Raw genomic sequence first — 15,762 nt, forward strand, 5'->3', positions numbered from 1 at the left:
CCGGATGGGAGACCAAGGAGAGGAACAGGCGGCCCGCCGCGAGCGGGCCGCGGAGCGCGAGGCGGCGGCCCGGACGGTCCTGGAGCGGCTGGGCCTGCTGGAGCGCTGGCGTCCGCACGGCGATCCGCTGCTGGTCGGATCGGTGGCGCTGGGCCTGGTCGTGGAGGCGGACATCGATCTGGAGATCTACTCCGACGCGCCGTCGATCGCGGCCGGCTTCGCGGCGGTGGCGCCCTGCGCCGAGCTGCCCGGCGTCCGCAGGCTGCGCTTCACCAACACCCTCGACCTGGACGATCCGGGGCTGTACTGGCGGTTGGACGTGGAGCACGGCGGCGAGACCTGGAAGGTCGACATGTGGTCGCTGGCCCGCGACTACCCCGGTCCGCGCGCCGCCGAGCTGGTCGGCCCGCTGCGGGAGGCGTTCACCGCGGAGACCCGGGACGCGGTGCTGGCCGTCAAGGAGGCCGCCGCCGACCGGGGCGAGGCGCTGCCGGGGGTGTGGGTGTACCGGGCGGTGCTGGAGGGCGGGGTGCGGGACTGGGACGGGTTCGCCGCCTGGCGCCGTTCCGTCGACACCACCGCCCTCACTGACTGGCGTCCGTGAGGGGCGATGCGGTGCCCCCTCACCGCATGGTGCCGTTGACCGCGCCGACGTAGGTGCCGGGGTGGGTGGCGCCGTCCTGCTGGAGGATCGACAGGTTCCCCCAGGGCCAGCTCAGCGTCACCGTGGCGCGGGTGTTCGGCGGGGTGACGCGGACCGAGGCGACCTTGAAGTCGCTGCTCTCCGGGTTGCCGCCGTCGTGCGCGAACGGCATCAGGGTGATGTTGGCGGAGGTGGCCTCGCCGGGGGAGAGGGTCACCTTCTCGCTCGCCATCTGCTGCCGGCCCAGGCTCCAGGTGCTGCCGTTGTCGCGCACCAGGTCGACGCCCGGGTAGCCCTGCAGGGTGCAGCTGCGGCTGCCGACGTTGGTGAAGGCGAGCACGGCCTGCGTCTGGTTGGCCTTCTCGTCGGGGTCGGCGTCGGTGCCGTGCAGCAGCTTGGTGCGCAGCTCGCCGCCGGTGCAGGCGGTGGACGTCCGGGTGCCGCCGCTGCCGCTGCCGCCGCCGGTGGAGCCGTGGCCGGAACCGCTGCCCGAGCCGTTGCCGCTGCCGCCGGTGGAGCCGCTGCCGCCGTTCCCGCTTGAGCCGCCGTTCCCGCTCGAGCCGCCCGAGCCGTTGGAGGAGCCGCCGTCCGAGCCGGAGGCGGTGCCGTGCGCGGTGACGTTCCCGTTGCCGTCCGAGGTGACGGTGCCGTCCGCGCGGCAGGCGGTCATCGACACCAGCGCGGCGGCGGACAGCAGGCCCACCGCGACATGGCGGACCAGGCGGGTGCGGGGGGCGGTGCGGGTGCGGTTCATGGCGGTCTCCGTCCGTGCGTACCCGGGCGGTCCCTCCGCCCGACACCCATGAGCATTCCGGGGGCCGCTAATCGCGCCCTAACCGCCCGCTAACGGCCCGCTCCCGGTCCGCTTTCGGCCCGTAGGATCCGACCATGGACGACACGCGCACAGGGCCGCCGCACTTCGGGGACGAGCGGGAGACGGTCCGGGCCTTCCTGGACTACCAGCGGGAGACACTGGCGATGAAGTGCCGCGGGCTGACGGACGCCCAGCTGCGCGAGCAGTCCTCGCCGCCCTCCTCGCTCACCCTGCTGGGGCTGCTGCGGCACCTCGCCGAGGTGGAGCGCACCTGGTTCCGGCGGGTCTTCGAGGACGCCGACGCCCCCATGGTGTGGTCGAAGACGCCCAACGACTTCCAGGCCGCCTACGACGCCAGCGGCGCCGACGGCAGCACCGCGGAGGACGCGCTGGCCGCCTGGCAGGCCGAGGTCGCGCACTCCCGCCGCATCGAGGCGGCCGCGGACAGCTGGGACCTGGCGGGCCGTCAGCCGCGCTGGGACGAGGACGTCTCGCTGCGCATGGTGATGGTCCACGTGCTGCTGGAGTACGCCCGGCACAACGGCCACGCCGACCTGCTCCGGGAGGGCGTCGACGGCGAGACCGGCTCCTGACGCGGGCGGCCGGGCGCCGCGTCGCACCCTTGAACGCCCGCGCCCCGGCCGTAGTCTGAGGCCAGCTCAGCACCGGAACACGAGTCCGAGGAGGACCGCCCATGTCCAAGCCGCCGCTGCCGCCGGACGCCGTCGAGCTGCTCCGCAGGCCCAACCCGGCCGTCGTCGCGACCCTCCGCTCCGACGGCGCGCCCGTCTCCACCGCCACCTGGTACCTGTGGGGCGACGACGGCCGCGTCCTGGTCAACATGGACGAGGGGCGCCGCCGCCTGGAGCACCTGCGCAACGACCCGCGGGTCACCCTCACCGTCCTGGACGCGGACGGCTGGTACACCCACATCACGCTGCTGGGGCGGGTCGTGGAGACCCACGAGGACGTCGACCTCCAGGACATCGACCGCCTCTCCCGCCACTACACCGGCAAGGACTACCCCCGACGCGACCGCAAGCGCGTCAGCGCCTGGATCGAGGTGGAGCGCTGGCACGGCTGGGGCTCGATGAAGGACAGCAGCCAGGTCGGCTGATCCGGCTCACGCCGCGCTCCGCCACATCGCCCAGAGCGCGGCGAGGCCGTCCCTGCCGGGCCCGCCGAGCGTCCCCGCCCGCAGCGCGCCGGCCCCCGCGGCCAACGCGACCAGCGCCAGTGCCACCGCGGCCGCCTGCCGGCCGCGCCTTCCCGTTCCTGTCCACCGCATGGGTCCCATCCCACCGCGGGGCGCCGGAGGCCGCCTGAGCACACCTACTCAGGCGGCTACTCAACCTCCCCCGTCATTCCAGCGCGGCCCGCACCGCCAGCGCGGCCATCAGCGCGGCCGCGCACAGCGCCGTCGCCAGCCGGCCCCGACGGCCCGTCAGCAGGCGGCCCAGCAGGGAGCCCCCGCAGGCCAGCAGCAGCTGCCAGGACGCGGACGCGGCGAACGCCGCCGCCACGAAGACCGCCCGGTCCGGCCAGGTCCCGGCCGCGGCGCGGCCGCCCCCGCCGAGCACCAGCGCGGCGAAGTAGAGCACGGTGAGCGGGTTGAGGATGGTCAGCCCCAGCAGCCCCGCCCAGGCCCGGACCGGCGAGGCCGCATCCGGGCGGTCCGCGGCGGAGCCGCCCCCGACGTCGGCCGAGGCCCGGTACTGCCGCAGCGCGGCGACGGTCCCCCGGACCGCCAGCGCCCCCAGCACCACCGCCGCCGCCCAGCGCAGCGGCCCGGCGGCCGGCCGCAGCAGGGGCGCCACCGCCCCGCCCGCCGTCACCGCGACGGTGGCGTAGACGCCGTCCGCCGTCGCCACCCCCAGCGCGGCGGCCGCCCCGACCCGCAGCCGGGTCCGCGCCGCCAGTGCCACCAGATACGCCCCGATCGCGCCCACCGGCATCGCGATCCCGTAGCCCGCCACCAGCCCGGCGGTCAGCGCCGCCCTCATCGGAGCACGGCGGTCGGCCTCCCGGGGGGCGCCTGCTTCGCCTGCTGCTGCCGCCCGCCCCGCGTCGGAATCCCGGGGCGGACGGCGGCGGTTCGAGGCGCGCGGCGCGCGAGTGCGTTCATGCCCCGGATCGTGGCGTCCGGCCCGCGCCCGCCGCAACGGGATTACCGTAGGGGCCCATGGCACCGGTGGTACGCGCCCGCGGCGTGGCGAAGCAGTACGGCAGGCGGGCGAGGCCGGTGCTTTACGGCATCGACCTGGAGGTCGCCGCCGGCGAGGTGGTCGCCGTCCGGGGAGCCAACGGCTCGGGGAAGTCGACGCTGCTGCGCATCCTCGCCGGGTTGACGCGGCCCACCGCGGGGACGGTCGACGGCCGCCCCCGTCCGGTCGGTTGGGTGCCGGAGCGGTTCCCGCCCTCGGAGCGGCTCTCCGCGGCGGCCTACCTCGTCCACCAGGGCCGCATCCGCGGCCTGCGCGCGGACGCGGCGCGGGAGCGCGCCGCGCGGCTGCTGGAGCGGCTCGCCCTGGCGGGCGGCGCGGGGACGCCGATGGCGCGGCTGTCGAAGGGCAACGCCCAGAAGGTGGCGCTGGCGCAGGCGGTGCTGACGCCGCCGGCGCTGCTCGTCCTCGACGAGCCGTGGTCCGGGCTGGACGCGCCCGCGCGGGGCGTGCTCGCCGAGCTGATCGCCGAGACGGCGGGGTCGGGCGGGGCGGTGGTCCTCACCGACCACGGCGGGTCCGCCTCCCCCACCGCGGCGTACCTGCTGGAGGGCGGCCGGCTCGCGCCGGCCGGCGCGGAGGCGGCGCCGCTGTACGAGATCGTCCTCGGCGGCGCCGAGGAGACCGTCCTCAAGGTCCCCGCCACCCATCGCGACGCGGTGCTCTCCGACGCGCTCGCCCGCGGGCGGACCGTGCTGGGGGTGCGCGCGCTGTGATGACCGCCCTGGTCCGGTACCGGCTGGCGGTGCTGCTGCACTCCCAGCGGTGGCTGCCGCCGCTCTTCCTCAACCTCGTCGCGCTCGCGGTCCTCACCAGCTCCGACAGCGGCCCCCTGCTGAGCAGTTACGCGGTGGCGGCGGGCGCGGAGTTCGTCTGCGGGGTGTGGCTGACGGCTGCGCTGGTGAACGCGGAGAGCCCGGTGGGACGCGCCGTCACCGGCGTCAACGCGGGCGGCCCGGAGCGGGTGTGGGCGGGCGACGCGCTGGCGGGCCTGGCGGCGTGCGCCGCGCCGGCGGTGCTCGGGCTCGGGTACCCGGTGGTGGCCGGAAACCACCCCTCGGTGACGGCCGCGCAACTGGGCGTGGGCGCGCTCGCCATGGCCGGCTGCGCGTGCGCGGCGGTCTCGGTCGGCCTGCTGACGTCCCGTCCGGTGATCGGGCGGCCGGGGGCCGCGGTGCTGGCGGCGGTCGCGGCGGTGGTGCTGCTGCTCCTGGTGACGTGGATCCCGCCCGTCCACGAGACGCTGACGCTGCTGGCGGCGGGCCGCACGGCGGCCGGCGTCGGCCTGCCGATCGCCGGCCTGGCGGCGGGCGGCGCGGTGCTGCTCGCGCTCTGCACGCTCGCCGCGTCGCGGCGCGCGGGCCGCGGATAGGGTGTGGTGACCCGTTCGCACGCACCCAGCCGAGGAAGGCGCGACCCCCGTGGCCAGAAGCTATTCCGCCGAGTTCAAGCAGGACGCGATACGACGGGTCCTCGACGACGGCCTCCCGGTCTCCCGCGTAGCCCGCGACCTCGACATACCCCCCGGAACCCTCTCCAACTGGACCCGCACCGCCCGCCGAGCGGCCGCGGCCGCGGAGTCGCCCCAGCGCCCCGCCGCGTCACCGCCCCAGCGCGCGGCCGCCGCCAACACCCAACGCCACCGCGCCACCTCCGCCCACATCCCCACCCCGGAGCCGGGGCCCACCGAGCCCGCGTTGGAGCCGGAGGCGGAGTCCGTCTCGGCTGACGCGGACGCGGGCTCGGCGGAGCCGAAGGCGCCAGCGGCTGCTCACGACCAGGACGTTGAGGCCGACGAGCCCGAGTCCGCCGCAACGGAAGGCGCACCGGAAGCGGAGTCCGTCCCGATTGACGTGGACGCGGACGCGGGCGCGGGCCGGGCGAAGCCGAAGGCGCCGACGGCCGCCCGCGACCAGGACGTTGCGGCCGCCGAGCGCGAGCCTGCGGCGACGGAACCTACGTCGGAGCCGGAGGCGGAGTCCGTCTCGGCTGACGTGGACGCCGGTCCGGCGGGTCCGAAGACGCCGGCGGCAACCCACGACCAAGACATTGCGGCCGCCGAATCCGAGTCCGCTGCACCGCGGGACGTGCCGGAGCCGGAGCCCCTCCCGGCCGCCGGCGGCGAAGCCGAGGCCAGCGCGGAGCCGGTCATCCCTGACCCGGCCGACGAGCCCGAAGCCACCACCGCTCCGGAGACTGGCGCCGAGCCGGAGCCGACCCGCGCCGAGGTCTCGCCGGAGGCGCCCGTCGCCGCGCACGGCGTAGCCGTTGACGCGGGGCCCGCGTCGGCCGCCGGGGCGTCATCCGCTCCCGGCAGCGAAGCCGTTGAAACGGAGCCGGGGAGCGCCCCGGAGCCGACCCCCGCCGAGGGCGTTGACGCGGAGGCCGCGCCGGAGCCCGCCTCGCTGGATGGGTCCGACGAGTTCGAGGCCACCGAGGAGCCGTCCGCGGAAACGTCCGCCGAGGCCCGCGGCGAAGCCGCTGACGTCGAGGCTGCGGGCACCACGGAACTGGACGTCCCGGACGAGCCGACCCCCGCCCCGCTCGCGCAGGCGTCATCCGCCATCCGCAACGAAGCCGTTGACGCCGAGCCCGAGAGCACCTCGGAGCCGGCCCATGCCGAGGTATCGCCGAAGGCGGATGCCGAAGCGTCGTCCGACGCCGACGCCGAGAGCGTCGCCGCGGACGCCGCCGCCGAGCCGGTCGTCCCTGAAGCCGCCGCCAAGCCGGTGGCGGAGCCCACTCCGGCCGACACGAGCACTGACCCGGTGGAGGCGGATGCCGGGGCGTTCTCGGAATCTGTCGCGCCGGATGCGGCCGACGAGTCCGAGGTCGCTGAGGAGTCCTCTGTTGCCGCGGACTCGCAGGAGGTGCCCGTCGCCGCCGATGCCGGAGCCCTAGGGGCCGAGGCCGACGCCGCCGCGGAGCCGGTCGTCCCGGAAGCCGCCGACGAGTCCGCGACCGCCGAAGCGTCATCCGTCGCCCACGGCGAAGCCGTTGACGCCGAGTCCGGGATCCTGGACGCGGTCGGCGAGGCGCAGGCCGCTGCCGAGTCGGCCCCCGCGGGGGACTCGCCGGAGGCGGAGTACATCCCGGCCGACGCCATCGCCAACCCGGCCGAGACGGCCGCCGAGGCGTCGTCCGACGCCCACGCCGACGCCGGCGAGGGTGTGGAGGCCGCGTCGGATGTGGCCGGGGAGCCGTCCGCTGCCGCGGACTCGCCGGAGGCGCCCGTCGAAGCGTCATCCGCCGCTCACGGGGAAGCCGTTGGCGCCGAGAGCGGTGCGGAGCCGAACCTCCCGGACGCGGCCGCCGAGTCCGAAGCTGCCGTCGAGCCGGCGGCTGCTGCCGCGGCGTCCTCCGGCGCCGAGGGCGCCGAGACCGAGGCAGAACCGGCCGACCACGCCGACCACGCCGACCCGGAGGCATCCGCAGACCCTCAGACCGAGTCGGCCCTCGCCGACACCGACGAGGACCACGCCGAGCCGGAGGCGCCCGCCGAAGCGTCATCCGACCTCCACGGCGGAGCCGTTGAGTCCAAGCCGGAGCCCGTCCCGGCCGACGCGGGCACTGACCCAGTGGAGCCGGAGGCGCCCGCCGAGGCGTCGTCCCAGGCCCCCGTCGAAGGCGTTGACGTGGAGGCCGTGCCGGAGCCCGTCACGCCGGACGCCGACCACGAAGAGCCGGACGCGGCCGCGGAGACGTCATCCGACGCCCGCCGCGGGGCCGTTGACGCGGAGTCCGAGGTCGAGCCGGTCCTGTCCGGTGCCCGCAGCGCCGCCGCCGGCGCCGACGCCGAGCCCGGCGCGCCCGCCCCCGCTCCGGTCGCCGCCTCCTCCGCCATCCCCACCCCGCGTCCCCGGCCCCATGTCACCCCCGACGGGGACATCACCACCGAGCTGGCCGCCCCCGCCCCCGAGCCCGCCGCCGCGGCCCCGCGGCGGGCGCCGGCCAGCCGCGCCGGGTGGGCGGTGTACACCGCCATCGGCGTCGCCGTGCTGGTGGTGGCCGCGATCGTGATGGTGCTCGCCGCGCTGTCGTGAGAGGCGTCACGGGCCTCCAGTCCTTGTGGGGCGGGACACCCGGCACTGTTTCGGGTGTCCCGCATCGTCCACGCTGGTAACAGCCACCACCATCGCCGCCCCGAGGACGGAACGACCGTGACCCGACCGCTTCAGCGCCGCCACCAGCAGGAGACCAGCCCGGAGGACGCGCTCCGGCTGCTCCGCGGCGTGCCCGTGGGGCGGGTGGTCTTCACCCAGCACGCGCTGCCCGCCGTCCGCGTCGTCAACCACCTCCTCGACGCGGGCGGCGACATCCTGGTGCGCATGCACCACGGCGCCGCGCTCGTCGACCAGATCGACGCATCCGAGGACCCCGCCGGCGTCGTCGTCGCCTACGAGGCGGACGAGATCGACGCGCAGACCCGCACCGGCTGGAGCGTCGTCGTCGTCGGCTGGGCCGCCCTCGACCGGTCGCTCGACTCCGACTCCGACTCCGGCCCCGGCGCCCTGCCCCGGCCGTGGGTGGATCGGGAGATGAGCCACCTGGTGCGGATCCGGCCCGACGTGGTGACCGGCACCCGCATCACCCTCTGAACCCGCTGAACCCTCTGAGCGGGCTTGGCGAAGGAAGGCACACTCCCCGTGCCGCCCGGCACGCACATCCGCGGCGTTGCCCAGGCACGCACGGAGAACCACGACGAACCACGCACCGAGAATGACGTGGGGAGGGGGCCCGCCCGGCCGAAGGCCGGGGGAGCACCCTACGTCGCCAACCCGCCTAGATCGCGCCGAGCCGCTCGTCGCCGGCCGGCACCGGGTCCAGCACCTGGACGTCCGGCTCCTTCGACAGCCGCGCCTCCAGCGACGCATTGAGCGTCGCCATGTTGTCGGCCTCGGTGTGCGCCGCCAGATCGCCGCGCGTCGCCCACTTCTCCACCACCACGAACCGGTCCGCCGCCTCGTGCACCGCGTACAGCTCGCAGCCGTGCTCGTGGTGCACCCGGGGTGCCACGGCCAGCAGCGCCTCCCGCACCTCGCCGGAGTAGCCGGGCTTGGGGTGGAGGGTGGCCACCACGGTGATCGGGCCCTCGCTCTGGTCGACCATCATCACACTCACCTCCGGAGGGAACGGACACAGCACGCAGCAGCATCCTGGCCGAGGGGCCCCCGCCTCACCCCCCGGCAGCCGCCGCCCGGGCGACCACCCGGGCCAGCGCGCGGCCCAGCGCCGCCACCTCCTCGGGGGACGCGTCCCGGCGCATCTCCAGCATCAGCGCCGAGACCCGGGCGTCCCGCCCGTAGTGCCGCATCGGGACGTAGCACCCGGAGAAGGGGGAGTTCAGGCCCGTCCCGAAGGGGCCGAAGGCCTCCCGCGCCGCCTCCTCCAGCCACGCCGGGGTGTGGAAGGGGTCGGTGCCCAGGCAGACGGCCGGCCGCGGGCCGTCGCCGTGCAGCTCGTACGGCAGCGCCTGCGCCGGGTAGGAGTGCACGTCGAGGACGACCGCCCGGCCGCACGCCGCCAGCCGCTCCTCCACCAGCCGCTCCATCGCCGCCGCGTAGGGGTGGTAGTACGCGTCCAGAAGCGCCGGGTCCTCCGCCTCGCGCAGCACCCCGCGCAGCGTCGTCGCGGTGTAGACCGCGCCCATGCCGACCCTGCGCATCTCCTCGCGCTCGTCGGGGAACCGCTCGGGGTCCACCACCAGCCGGGAGAGCCGGTTGACGAACTGCCACGGCCGCATCCCCGCGCCGCCCGACGCCCCGCCCGACGCCCCGCCCGACGCCCCGCCCGCCGAAGGACCCGCCGAGGCGCCCGCCGCAGACGCCGCGAACGCCGCCCGCGCCGCGACCCGCAGCGTGTGCGCGTCGGTGATCCGGTCCAGCTCCCGCTCCAGCTCGGCGTCGTCCAGGACGATGCCGTCCCGCACCGGACCCGGTATCGCCCGCGCCCCGTGCGGGACGTGCAGCACCACGGGCGACTCCGCCGCCCCCGCCAGCACCCCGAAGGACCTCAACGTCCCGCCGCCTTCCGCATCGCGCCGCGCGCCGCCCGCGCCGCCGGGTTCGCCGCCAGGCGCTCCCGCAGCGTGGGGCGGTAGCCGGGCTGCGCCGCCCACACCAGCCGGCCGTCCACCGCCACCGCGTACCCCACGGGGCGGTCCGCGCCGGGCAGCTCCACCGTATGCCGTCCGGACGGCAGCGCCGTCCCCGACGAGCTCCCCGGCGAACTCCCAGACGCCAGCCGGGACGGGAGCGACAGCACCGCGCGCCCGTCCTCGCCGGCGGCCAGCCGCGCGCCCCTCACCTCCCTGCCGCCGACCAGCACCCCGCGCACCCCTGCCGCGGCGCCGGCCCCGCCCGCGCCGCCGCCGAACGCCGCCGCCTCCAGCGGCAGTTCGACCCGGTCGCCGCGCCGGCCGCCGCGCCGCGCGCCCTGCGGGGCCGCCGCCGTGCCCAACTCCCGGCCCAACCGCCGCTGCTTCTCGCCGACGTCCACCGCCAGCTGGCGGTTGGCCGTCCAGTACGGCAGCACCGCGCGCCCGTCCACCACCGCCGGCGCGCCCGCCGCGGCGGACGGCTCGGCGTCCGGCAGCGTCAGCCGGACGAACCGCTCCACGCCCAGCAGGCCCACCACCGCCCACACGTCGTGCACCCCGCGGGGCGCCGGCCCGCCGCCGGCCAGCACCCGCGGGTCGAACCGCAGCCGGCCCGCGGCCACCGGCCGCACCCGGCCCTCGCCCGCCGGATCGAGGCGCACCGCGAGCGCGCCGCCGTCCAGCGGGTACCACCAGTCGCCGCGGTCCCGGTCCTTGACCACCAGCTCGCCGAAGGAGCGGTGCAGCGGCTCCGGCACCGCCCAGCCCTCGCGGAGCGCCGGGTCGAGCAGCCAGCCGGCGCCGTCCGCGTCCGCCCCGTCCCGCTCCAGCACGACGGGGCCGCCGCCCCGCTCCTCGCCGTGCCGCAGGCCGACGACGACGTCCGCCTCCAGCACGCCGTCCGCGGACCAGCGCACCCCCTCGACGTGCGTCTCGGCCCGCACCCCGGCCATCCGGCCGGCGAGTTCGGCGGCGCCCTCCAGGTCGCCGCCGGCGAGCAGCTCGGCGCGCAGCCGCAGCAGGCCGGGCAGCGCGTCCACCACGCTCGGCGGGAACTCCTCGGCCATCACCTTGCGGGCCGCCTCGAACCGCTCCTCGCGCAGCGGCGATTCGACGTGCAGCAGCTCCGGCTCCGACGCCCGGGAGAGCACCTCGCCGCGCAGATGGCGGTGGAGCAGCGCGTCCCGCACGTCCGCCGGGAGGCCGCTGTCCCGCACCTGGGCGACGACGGTGCGCAGATTGCCGAAGAAGTCGTGCCGCGGATCGAAGCGGAACCGGGTGGAGTTGCCCTCGTCGTCGCGGCGCAGCCAGTAGTAGCAGGGGTAGTCGCCGACGATGCCGATCGACTCGGCGGCCAGATAGGCGGCGGAGACGAAGAGCTGGTCCTCCAGGATCCACGGGCCCTCGGGGAAGCGCAGCGCGTGCGCCTCCAGGAAGGCGCGGCGGAACATCTTGTGCGGCGAGAGCGAGTCCATCAGCTCCGGCATCCGGTCCAGCGTCACCGCCCCCACCGTCTCCCGGAACAGCGAGCGGGGCCGCACCATCGTCGAGGAGACCTTCGGGACCAGCACATCGCTGCGGTGCCGGTCGGCGTGGTCGAGCATCCGCTCCAGCGCCTCGCGCCCCAGCACGTCGTCGTGGTCGAGGAAGAGGATGTAGTCGCCGCGGGCGTGCGCCATCCCGACGTTGCGGGGGCGGCCCGGCCAGCCGGAGTTGGGCTCCCGGTGCAGGGTGACGAACTCGTGCTCGGCGGCGAGCTCCGCCAGCCGCGCGGGAGTGCCGTCCGTCGACCCGTCGTCGACGAAGACCACCTCGAACCGGTCCCGCCCCAGCGACTGCGCGAGCAGCGAGTCGACGAGCCGCTCCAGGTAGGGGCCGGTGTTGTAGGTCGGCACCACGATCGAAATCCGCATCGTCACAGCCGGATCATAGGCTGCGGTGCCGGTGAGGCGTCATATCGCAGTGACAATCCCGGTGCTACTCTGCGAACGAACTATCGACCGCTGTCGGCGCGCCCTTGCTGCCCTGGCCCCAGGCGGTGCTGTTCATCCCTTACCTCAGCAAGCCGGTCCCGGCGTGCCCTCGGTCGGCCCCGGCATTCGGTCTACGGGCGTCAACTCCGCTCCCCGAGCCGGAGATCATCACTGATAGTGTTCACGCAGATCCGGAACGTCACCTCTTCCCCGAAGGAGGACCTTCATGGACAAGCAGGATCTGTACCGGCTGGACCTGAGCGACGCCGAATGGCGCAAGTCCGGCTACAGCAACGGCACCGAGCAGTGCGTCGAGGTCGCCAGCCTGCCCGGCGGCGCCGTCGCGATGCGCGATTCCGACTACCCGGCCGGGCCCGTGCTCCGCTTCACTGCCGGCGAGTGGGACGCCTTCGTGCGCGGCACCAAGGACGGTGAATTCGACGCCGCCTGATTGTCCGTCAGGTCGCGGCGCCGTCGGGCGCCGTGCTCTGTGCCGGTCCCGGTGGGGCCGCCACCCGGAAATGCGGGTGCGCGGCGCCGCCGGGCCCTGCGACAATCGGGCACGATCCGCGTGCCGACCAGCATGAGACAGGAGAGGCGCATGCGCCGAGTCTTCGGAACACCCCAGGACATCAACCGCACCCGGGCATCCGAGGACCTCTTCTTTGTCTCCCTTCTCGCACACCGCCACGAACATCGGGATCCTGGCGCACGTCGACGCCGGTAAGACCAGCCTCACCGAGCGCCTGCTGCACGACACCGGCGCCATCGACCGGCTCGGCAGCGTCGACGCCGGCACCACCGCCACCGACACCCTCGCGCTGGAGCGCGCCCGCGGCATCACCATCCGCACCGCGGTCGCCCCGTTCACCGTGCGCGGGCGCCGCGTCAACCTGGTCGACACACCCGGGCACGCCGACTTCCTCGCCGAGGTGGAGCGCGCCCTCGGCGTGCTGGACGGCGCCGTCCTGGTGCTCTCCGCCGTGGAGGGCGTCCAGGCGCAGACCCGGGTGCTGATGCGCACGCTGCGCCGGATGCGGCTGCCCACCCTGCTCTTCGCCAACAAGACCGACCGGCCCGGCGCCCGCCGCGACGGGCTGATCGCCGACATCCGCCGGCTGCTCGTCCCGCACCCGGCGCCCCTGGACGACCCCGCCGCGCTCGCGGAGGCGCTCGCCGAGCACGACGAGGCGCTCCTCGCCGACCTCGTCGAGGGACGCACCCCCGAACCGGCCCGGCTCGCCAAGCTGCTCGCCGAGCAGACCGCGGCCGGCCTGGTCCACCCGCTCTGCTTCGGCTCGGCGCTCACCGGCGACGGCATCCCCCGCCTGCTGGACGCCGTCGCCGAGCTGCTGCCCGCCGCCGCGCCCGGCGACCCCGACGCCGCGCCCCGCGGCACCGTCTTCGCCCTGGAGCAGGCGCCCGGCGGCGAGCGCACCGCCCTGCTCCGGCTGGACGCCGGCCGGCTGCGGGAGCGCGACCGGGTCGTCTTCCACCGGCGCGAGCCGGACGGCTCGCGCAGCGTCCACCACGGCCGGCTCACCCGGCTGCGGGTGGTCTCCCGCGAACCCGTCCGGGGCGGGCTCACCCCCGGCAACCTCGCCCGGCTGCGCGGCCTGCCCGGCGTCCGGGTCGGCGACCGCCTCGGCCCGCCCCCGGCGGACCGTCAGCCGGACGGCGACGAGCCGCACTTCGCGCATCCCGCCCTGGAGAGCGTGGTGCGCCCCGCCGACGGCCGCCCGGAGACCGCCGCCGCGCTGCACGCCGCCCTCCGCGCGCTCGCCGACCAGGACCCGCTGATCCGCACCCGGGCGCTGCCCGGCGGCGCCACCTCGGTCCTGCTGCACGGCGAGATCCAGAAGGAGGTGCTGGCCGCCACCCTCGCCGCCGACCACGGCCTGGCCGCCGAGTTCGCCCCGTCCAGCCCCGTCTACCTGGAACGGCCGGTCGGCAGCGGCGAGTTCGTCCACGACATCGGCGTCCGGCTGCACCCGGGCTGGTTCGCCACCGTCGGGCTGCGCATCGAGCCCGCCCCGCCCGGCAGCGGCCTCGCCTACCGGCTGGAGGTGGAGCGCGGCTCGCTGCCCAACGCCTTCCAGCGGGCCGTCGAGGAGACCGTTCCGGCCGCCCTCGCACAGGGGCTGCACGGCTGGCCGGTCACCGACTGCACGGTCACCCTGGTCCGCAGCGGGTTCGCGCCGCCGCTCTCGGCGGCCGGCCAGTTCCGCACGGTCACCCCGCTGGTGCTGCTCCGGGCGCTGCGCGCGGCCGGCTCGCGCGTCTTCGAGCCCTGCCACGCCTACCGGCTGACGGTGCCCCAGGAGCACATCGGCGCCGCGGCGGCGCTCCTCGCGCCCTGCGAGGCCGCGGTGGAGTCCACCGAGCCCGACGGGCAGGAGCGGGGCGCCTGGACGCTCGCCGGGACGGTGCCCGCCCGCCGGGTCGGCGACGTCCGCCGCCGGCTGCCCGCGCTGGCGCACGGCGAGGCGCTGTGGATCTCGCGGCCCTCCGGCGACCGCCCGGTCGCCGGCCGCCCGCCGGAGCGCGAGCGCACCGACGGCAACCCGCTGGATCTCGCCGAGTACCTCGCCTGGCTGCCCCGGGCGTGATGGGCTCGGCGCCATGACTCTCGATCTGGATCTGCGTCCGGAGCGGCGCGCGGCGGTGGTGGCGGAGCTGCGGGCCGCCCTGGAGGCCGCCGAACCGGGCTCCGGCACCGGCCTGCTGGGCTCGCTCGCCCGCGGCGAGGCCGACGGGTGGAGCGACATCGACCTGCGCTGGACGGTCCCGGCCGCCCGGTTCGCCGCGGCGGTCCGCGGCCTCCGGGCGACGCTGGAGAGCGCCGGCCACCCGGTGGCCCTGCTGCGCACCGACCCCGATCCGACGCCGCCGGAGCGGCGGCTGCTCTTCGCCCGCTTCGCCGATCTGCCGCTCTTCTGGCGCCTCGACCTGGAGATGACGGCGGACGGCCCGGTGCGCGACTCGCTCCCGCCGGCCGACCCGTGGTCGCCGCACGCCAGCGCACTGGCGAACGCGGTGGGTGCGGTGAAGGCGGTGCGGCGCGGACGCACCGGGACGGCCCGCGGCCTGCTGGAGCGGGGCGCCGAGCGGATCGGCCTGCCCAAGGACGCGGGCGGGGCGGCGATCGCCGCCGAGGTGGCCCGCGCCGCCCCGGCGCTCGCCGACTACGCGGCCGAGGTGACGGCACTCACCCTGCACCGCTGGGACGCTGACGGGTCATAGACTGCAGGAGACCGACCGGCAAAACCGGCATTTCGGCGGCACCTCGGCGGGAGCGGCGCGTGGACGGGATCGTCAACTGGCTCGGCGGGCTCAGCGGACCACTGGTGTACGCGGTGGTCGGCGCGCTGGTCTTCGCCGAGGACGGCATCTTCGTCGGCTTCGTGCTGCCGGGGGAGACGGCGGTGGTGGTCGGCGGGGTGCTGGCCAGTCAGGGGGCCGTCTCGGTCTGGTGGTTGGCGGTCGTGGTGGTCGCGGCGGCGATCGGCGGCGACAGCGTCGGCTACGAGGTGGGCCGCCACTTCGGCCCGCGGATCCTGGAGATCCGCCTGCTCCGCAAGCACCGGGCCCGGATCGACGACGCCCGCGCGTTCATCCGCCGCCGCGGGCCGATCGCGGTCTTCCTGGGCCGGTTCATCGCCTTCTTCCGCGCGATGATGCCGGCGCTGGCCGGCATCAGCCGGATGCGCTACCCGGTCTTCCTGCTCTTCAACGCCATCGGCGGCGTGGTGTGGGGCGTCGGCTTCACGCTCCTCGGCTACTTCGCGGGCAGCGCCTACAAGCAGGTCGAGGCGGTGGCCGGCAAGGTCGTGGCCATCGTCGTGGGCGTGCTGGTCGTCGCCGCCCTGGTGGTGTGGCGGGTCCGCAGGCACCGCAAGGAGAAGGCCGAGGAGGCGGCGGCCGAGCAGGAGGGGGACGCCGCCCCCGAGCCGCCCGCCGAGGGCGCCTCCACCACCACCCCCCACGGCGCCACCGCCGCCACCGCCGCCGAC

Annotated in this window: 17 protein-coding genes; 11 read left to right on the forward strand and 6 right to left on the reverse strand. The window is 76.3% G+C overall.

Going from position 1 to position 15,762, the window contains the following annotated elements; genetic code table 11:
* Window positions 1–4 precede the first annotated feature (4 nt).
* Entirely contained in the window at window positions 5–604 is a 600-nt protein-coding gene (locus tag BIV57_RS07955) for a hypothetical protein (protein WP_071655970.1), read from the forward strand.
* A gap of 19 nt (window positions 605–623) precedes the next feature.
* Here the strand turns inward: BIV57_RS07955 and BIV57_RS07960 are convergent, their stop codons facing one another.
* Window positions 624–1,397, reverse strand: a complete 774-nt coding sequence (locus BIV57_RS07960; protein ID WP_071655971.1) for a DUF4232 domain-containing protein — start codon at window positions 1,395–1,397, stop codon at window positions 624–626.
* Window positions 1,398–1,531: 134 nt separating this feature from the next.
* On the opposite strand from BIV57_RS07960, the gene BIV57_RS07965 reads away from it, so the two are divergent.
* Window positions 1,532–2,050, forward strand: a complete 519-nt coding sequence (locus tag BIV57_RS07965; RefSeq protein WP_071655972.1) for a DinB family protein — start codon at window positions 1,532–1,534, stop codon at window positions 2,048–2,050.
* 101 nt (window positions 2,051–2,151) lie between these two features.
* Window positions 2,152–2,574, forward strand: a complete 423-nt coding sequence (locus BIV57_RS07970; protein WP_071655973.1) for a PPOX class F420-dependent oxidoreductase — start codon at window positions 2,152–2,154, stop codon at window positions 2,572–2,574.
* A 6-nt stretch (window positions 2,575–2,580) separates the two neighbouring features.
* Here the strand turns inward: BIV57_RS07970 and BIV57_RS25000 are convergent, their stop codons facing one another.
* Window positions 2,581–2,745, reverse strand: coding sequence for a hypothetical protein (locus BIV57_RS25000; RefSeq protein WP_175548697.1), 165 nt, complete (start codon window positions 2,743–2,745; stop codon window positions 2,581–2,583).
* A gap of 73 nt (window positions 2,746–2,818) precedes the next feature.
* On the reverse strand, window positions 2,819–3,460 hold the full coding sequence (locus BIV57_RS07975) for a LysE family transporter (RefSeq protein ID WP_071655974.1): 642 nt from the start codon (window positions 3,458–3,460) through the stop codon (window positions 2,819–2,821).
* A gap of 179 nt (window positions 3,461–3,639) precedes the next feature.
* Here BIV57_RS07975 and BIV57_RS07980 point away from each other — a divergent pair, with 179 nt between their 5' ends.
* From BIV57_RS07980 to BIV57_RS07995, 4 genes are all read left to right on the forward strand, one after another.
* Window positions 3,640–4,395 carry an ATP-binding cassette domain-containing protein gene (locus BIV57_RS07980; protein ID WP_071655975.1) on the forward strand — a complete coding sequence of 252 codons (756 nt, stop codon included), beginning with the start codon at window positions 3,640–3,642 and terminating at the stop codon, window positions 4,393–4,395.
* Complete coding sequence (locus BIV57_RS07985) at window positions 4,395–5,051, forward strand: hypothetical protein (RefSeq protein ID WP_071655976.1); 657 nt, start codon at window positions 4,395–4,397, stop codon at window positions 5,049–5,051. Before BIV57_RS07980 ends, BIV57_RS07985 begins: the two co-directional genes overlap by 1 nt.
* 49 nt (window positions 5,052–5,100) lie before the next feature.
* Window positions 5,101–7,722 (forward strand): transposase, encoded by a 2,622-nt coding sequence (locus BIV57_RS07990; RefSeq protein ID WP_071655977.1) that lies wholly within the window; start codon window positions 5,101–5,103, stop codon window positions 7,720–7,722.
* A 117-nt stretch (window positions 7,723–7,839) separates the two neighbouring features.
* On the forward strand, window positions 7,840–8,277 hold the full coding sequence (locus BIV57_RS07995; protein ID WP_071655978.1) for a pyridoxamine 5'-phosphate oxidase family protein: 438 nt from the start codon (window positions 7,840–7,842) through the stop codon (window positions 8,275–8,277).
* Between the two features lie 184 nt (window positions 8,278–8,461).
* On the opposite strand, the gene BIV57_RS08000 is transcribed toward BIV57_RS07995, so the two are convergent.
* The 3 genes from BIV57_RS08000 to BIV57_RS08010 all read right to left on the reverse strand — a co-directional run bounded on the left by BIV57_RS08000 (window position 8,462) and on the right by BIV57_RS08010 (window position 11,689).
* Window positions 8,462–8,791, reverse strand: a complete 330-nt coding sequence (locus BIV57_RS08000) for a putative quinol monooxygenase (RefSeq protein WP_079170121.1) — start codon at window positions 8,789–8,791, stop codon at window positions 8,462–8,464.
* Between the two features lie 64 nt (window positions 8,792–8,855).
* Window positions 8,856–9,695 (reverse strand): N-formylglutamate amidohydrolase, encoded by an 840-nt coding sequence (locus BIV57_RS08005; protein WP_071655979.1) that lies wholly within the window; start codon window positions 9,693–9,695, stop codon window positions 8,856–8,858.
* Entirely contained in the window at window positions 9,692–11,689 is a 1,998-nt protein-coding gene (locus BIV57_RS08010) for a glycosyltransferase family A protein (RefSeq protein WP_071655980.1), read from the reverse strand. The genes BIV57_RS08005 and BIV57_RS08010 overlap by 4 nt, the downstream gene beginning before the upstream one ends.
* Before the next feature lie 286 nt (window positions 11,690–11,975).
* Here BIV57_RS08010 and BIV57_RS08015 point away from each other — a divergent pair, with 286 nt between their 5' ends.
* The 4 genes from BIV57_RS08015 to BIV57_RS08030 all read left to right on the forward strand — a co-directional run.
* Window positions 11,976–12,200, forward strand: coding sequence for a DUF397 domain-containing protein (locus BIV57_RS08015; RefSeq protein WP_071655981.1), 225 nt, complete (start codon window positions 11,976–11,978; stop codon window positions 12,198–12,200).
* A 214-nt stretch (window positions 12,201–12,414) separates the two neighbouring features.
* Window positions 12,415–14,358, forward strand: a complete 1,944-nt coding sequence (locus BIV57_RS08020) for a GTP-binding protein (RefSeq protein ID WP_071655982.1) — start codon at window positions 12,415–12,417, stop codon at window positions 14,356–14,358.
* A 13-nt stretch (window positions 14,359–14,371) separates the two neighbouring features.
* Window positions 14,372–14,992: a nucleotidyltransferase family protein gene (locus tag BIV57_RS08025; protein ID WP_107409504.1), complete on the forward strand. Its 621-nt coding sequence runs from the start codon at window positions 14,372–14,374 to the stop codon at window positions 14,990–14,992.
* Between the two features lie 59 nt (window positions 14,993–15,051).
* Window positions 15,052–15,762: DedA family protein (locus BIV57_RS08030; RefSeq protein ID WP_107409505.1), on the forward strand; the 711-nt coding region annotated here is incomplete at its 3' end.

Origin of the sequence: Mangrovactinospora gilvigrisea (assembly GCF_001879105.1) — a bacterium.
Classification (GTDB): Bacteria; Actinomycetota; Actinomycetes; order Streptomycetales; family Streptomycetaceae; genus Mangrovactinospora; species Mangrovactinospora gilvigrisea.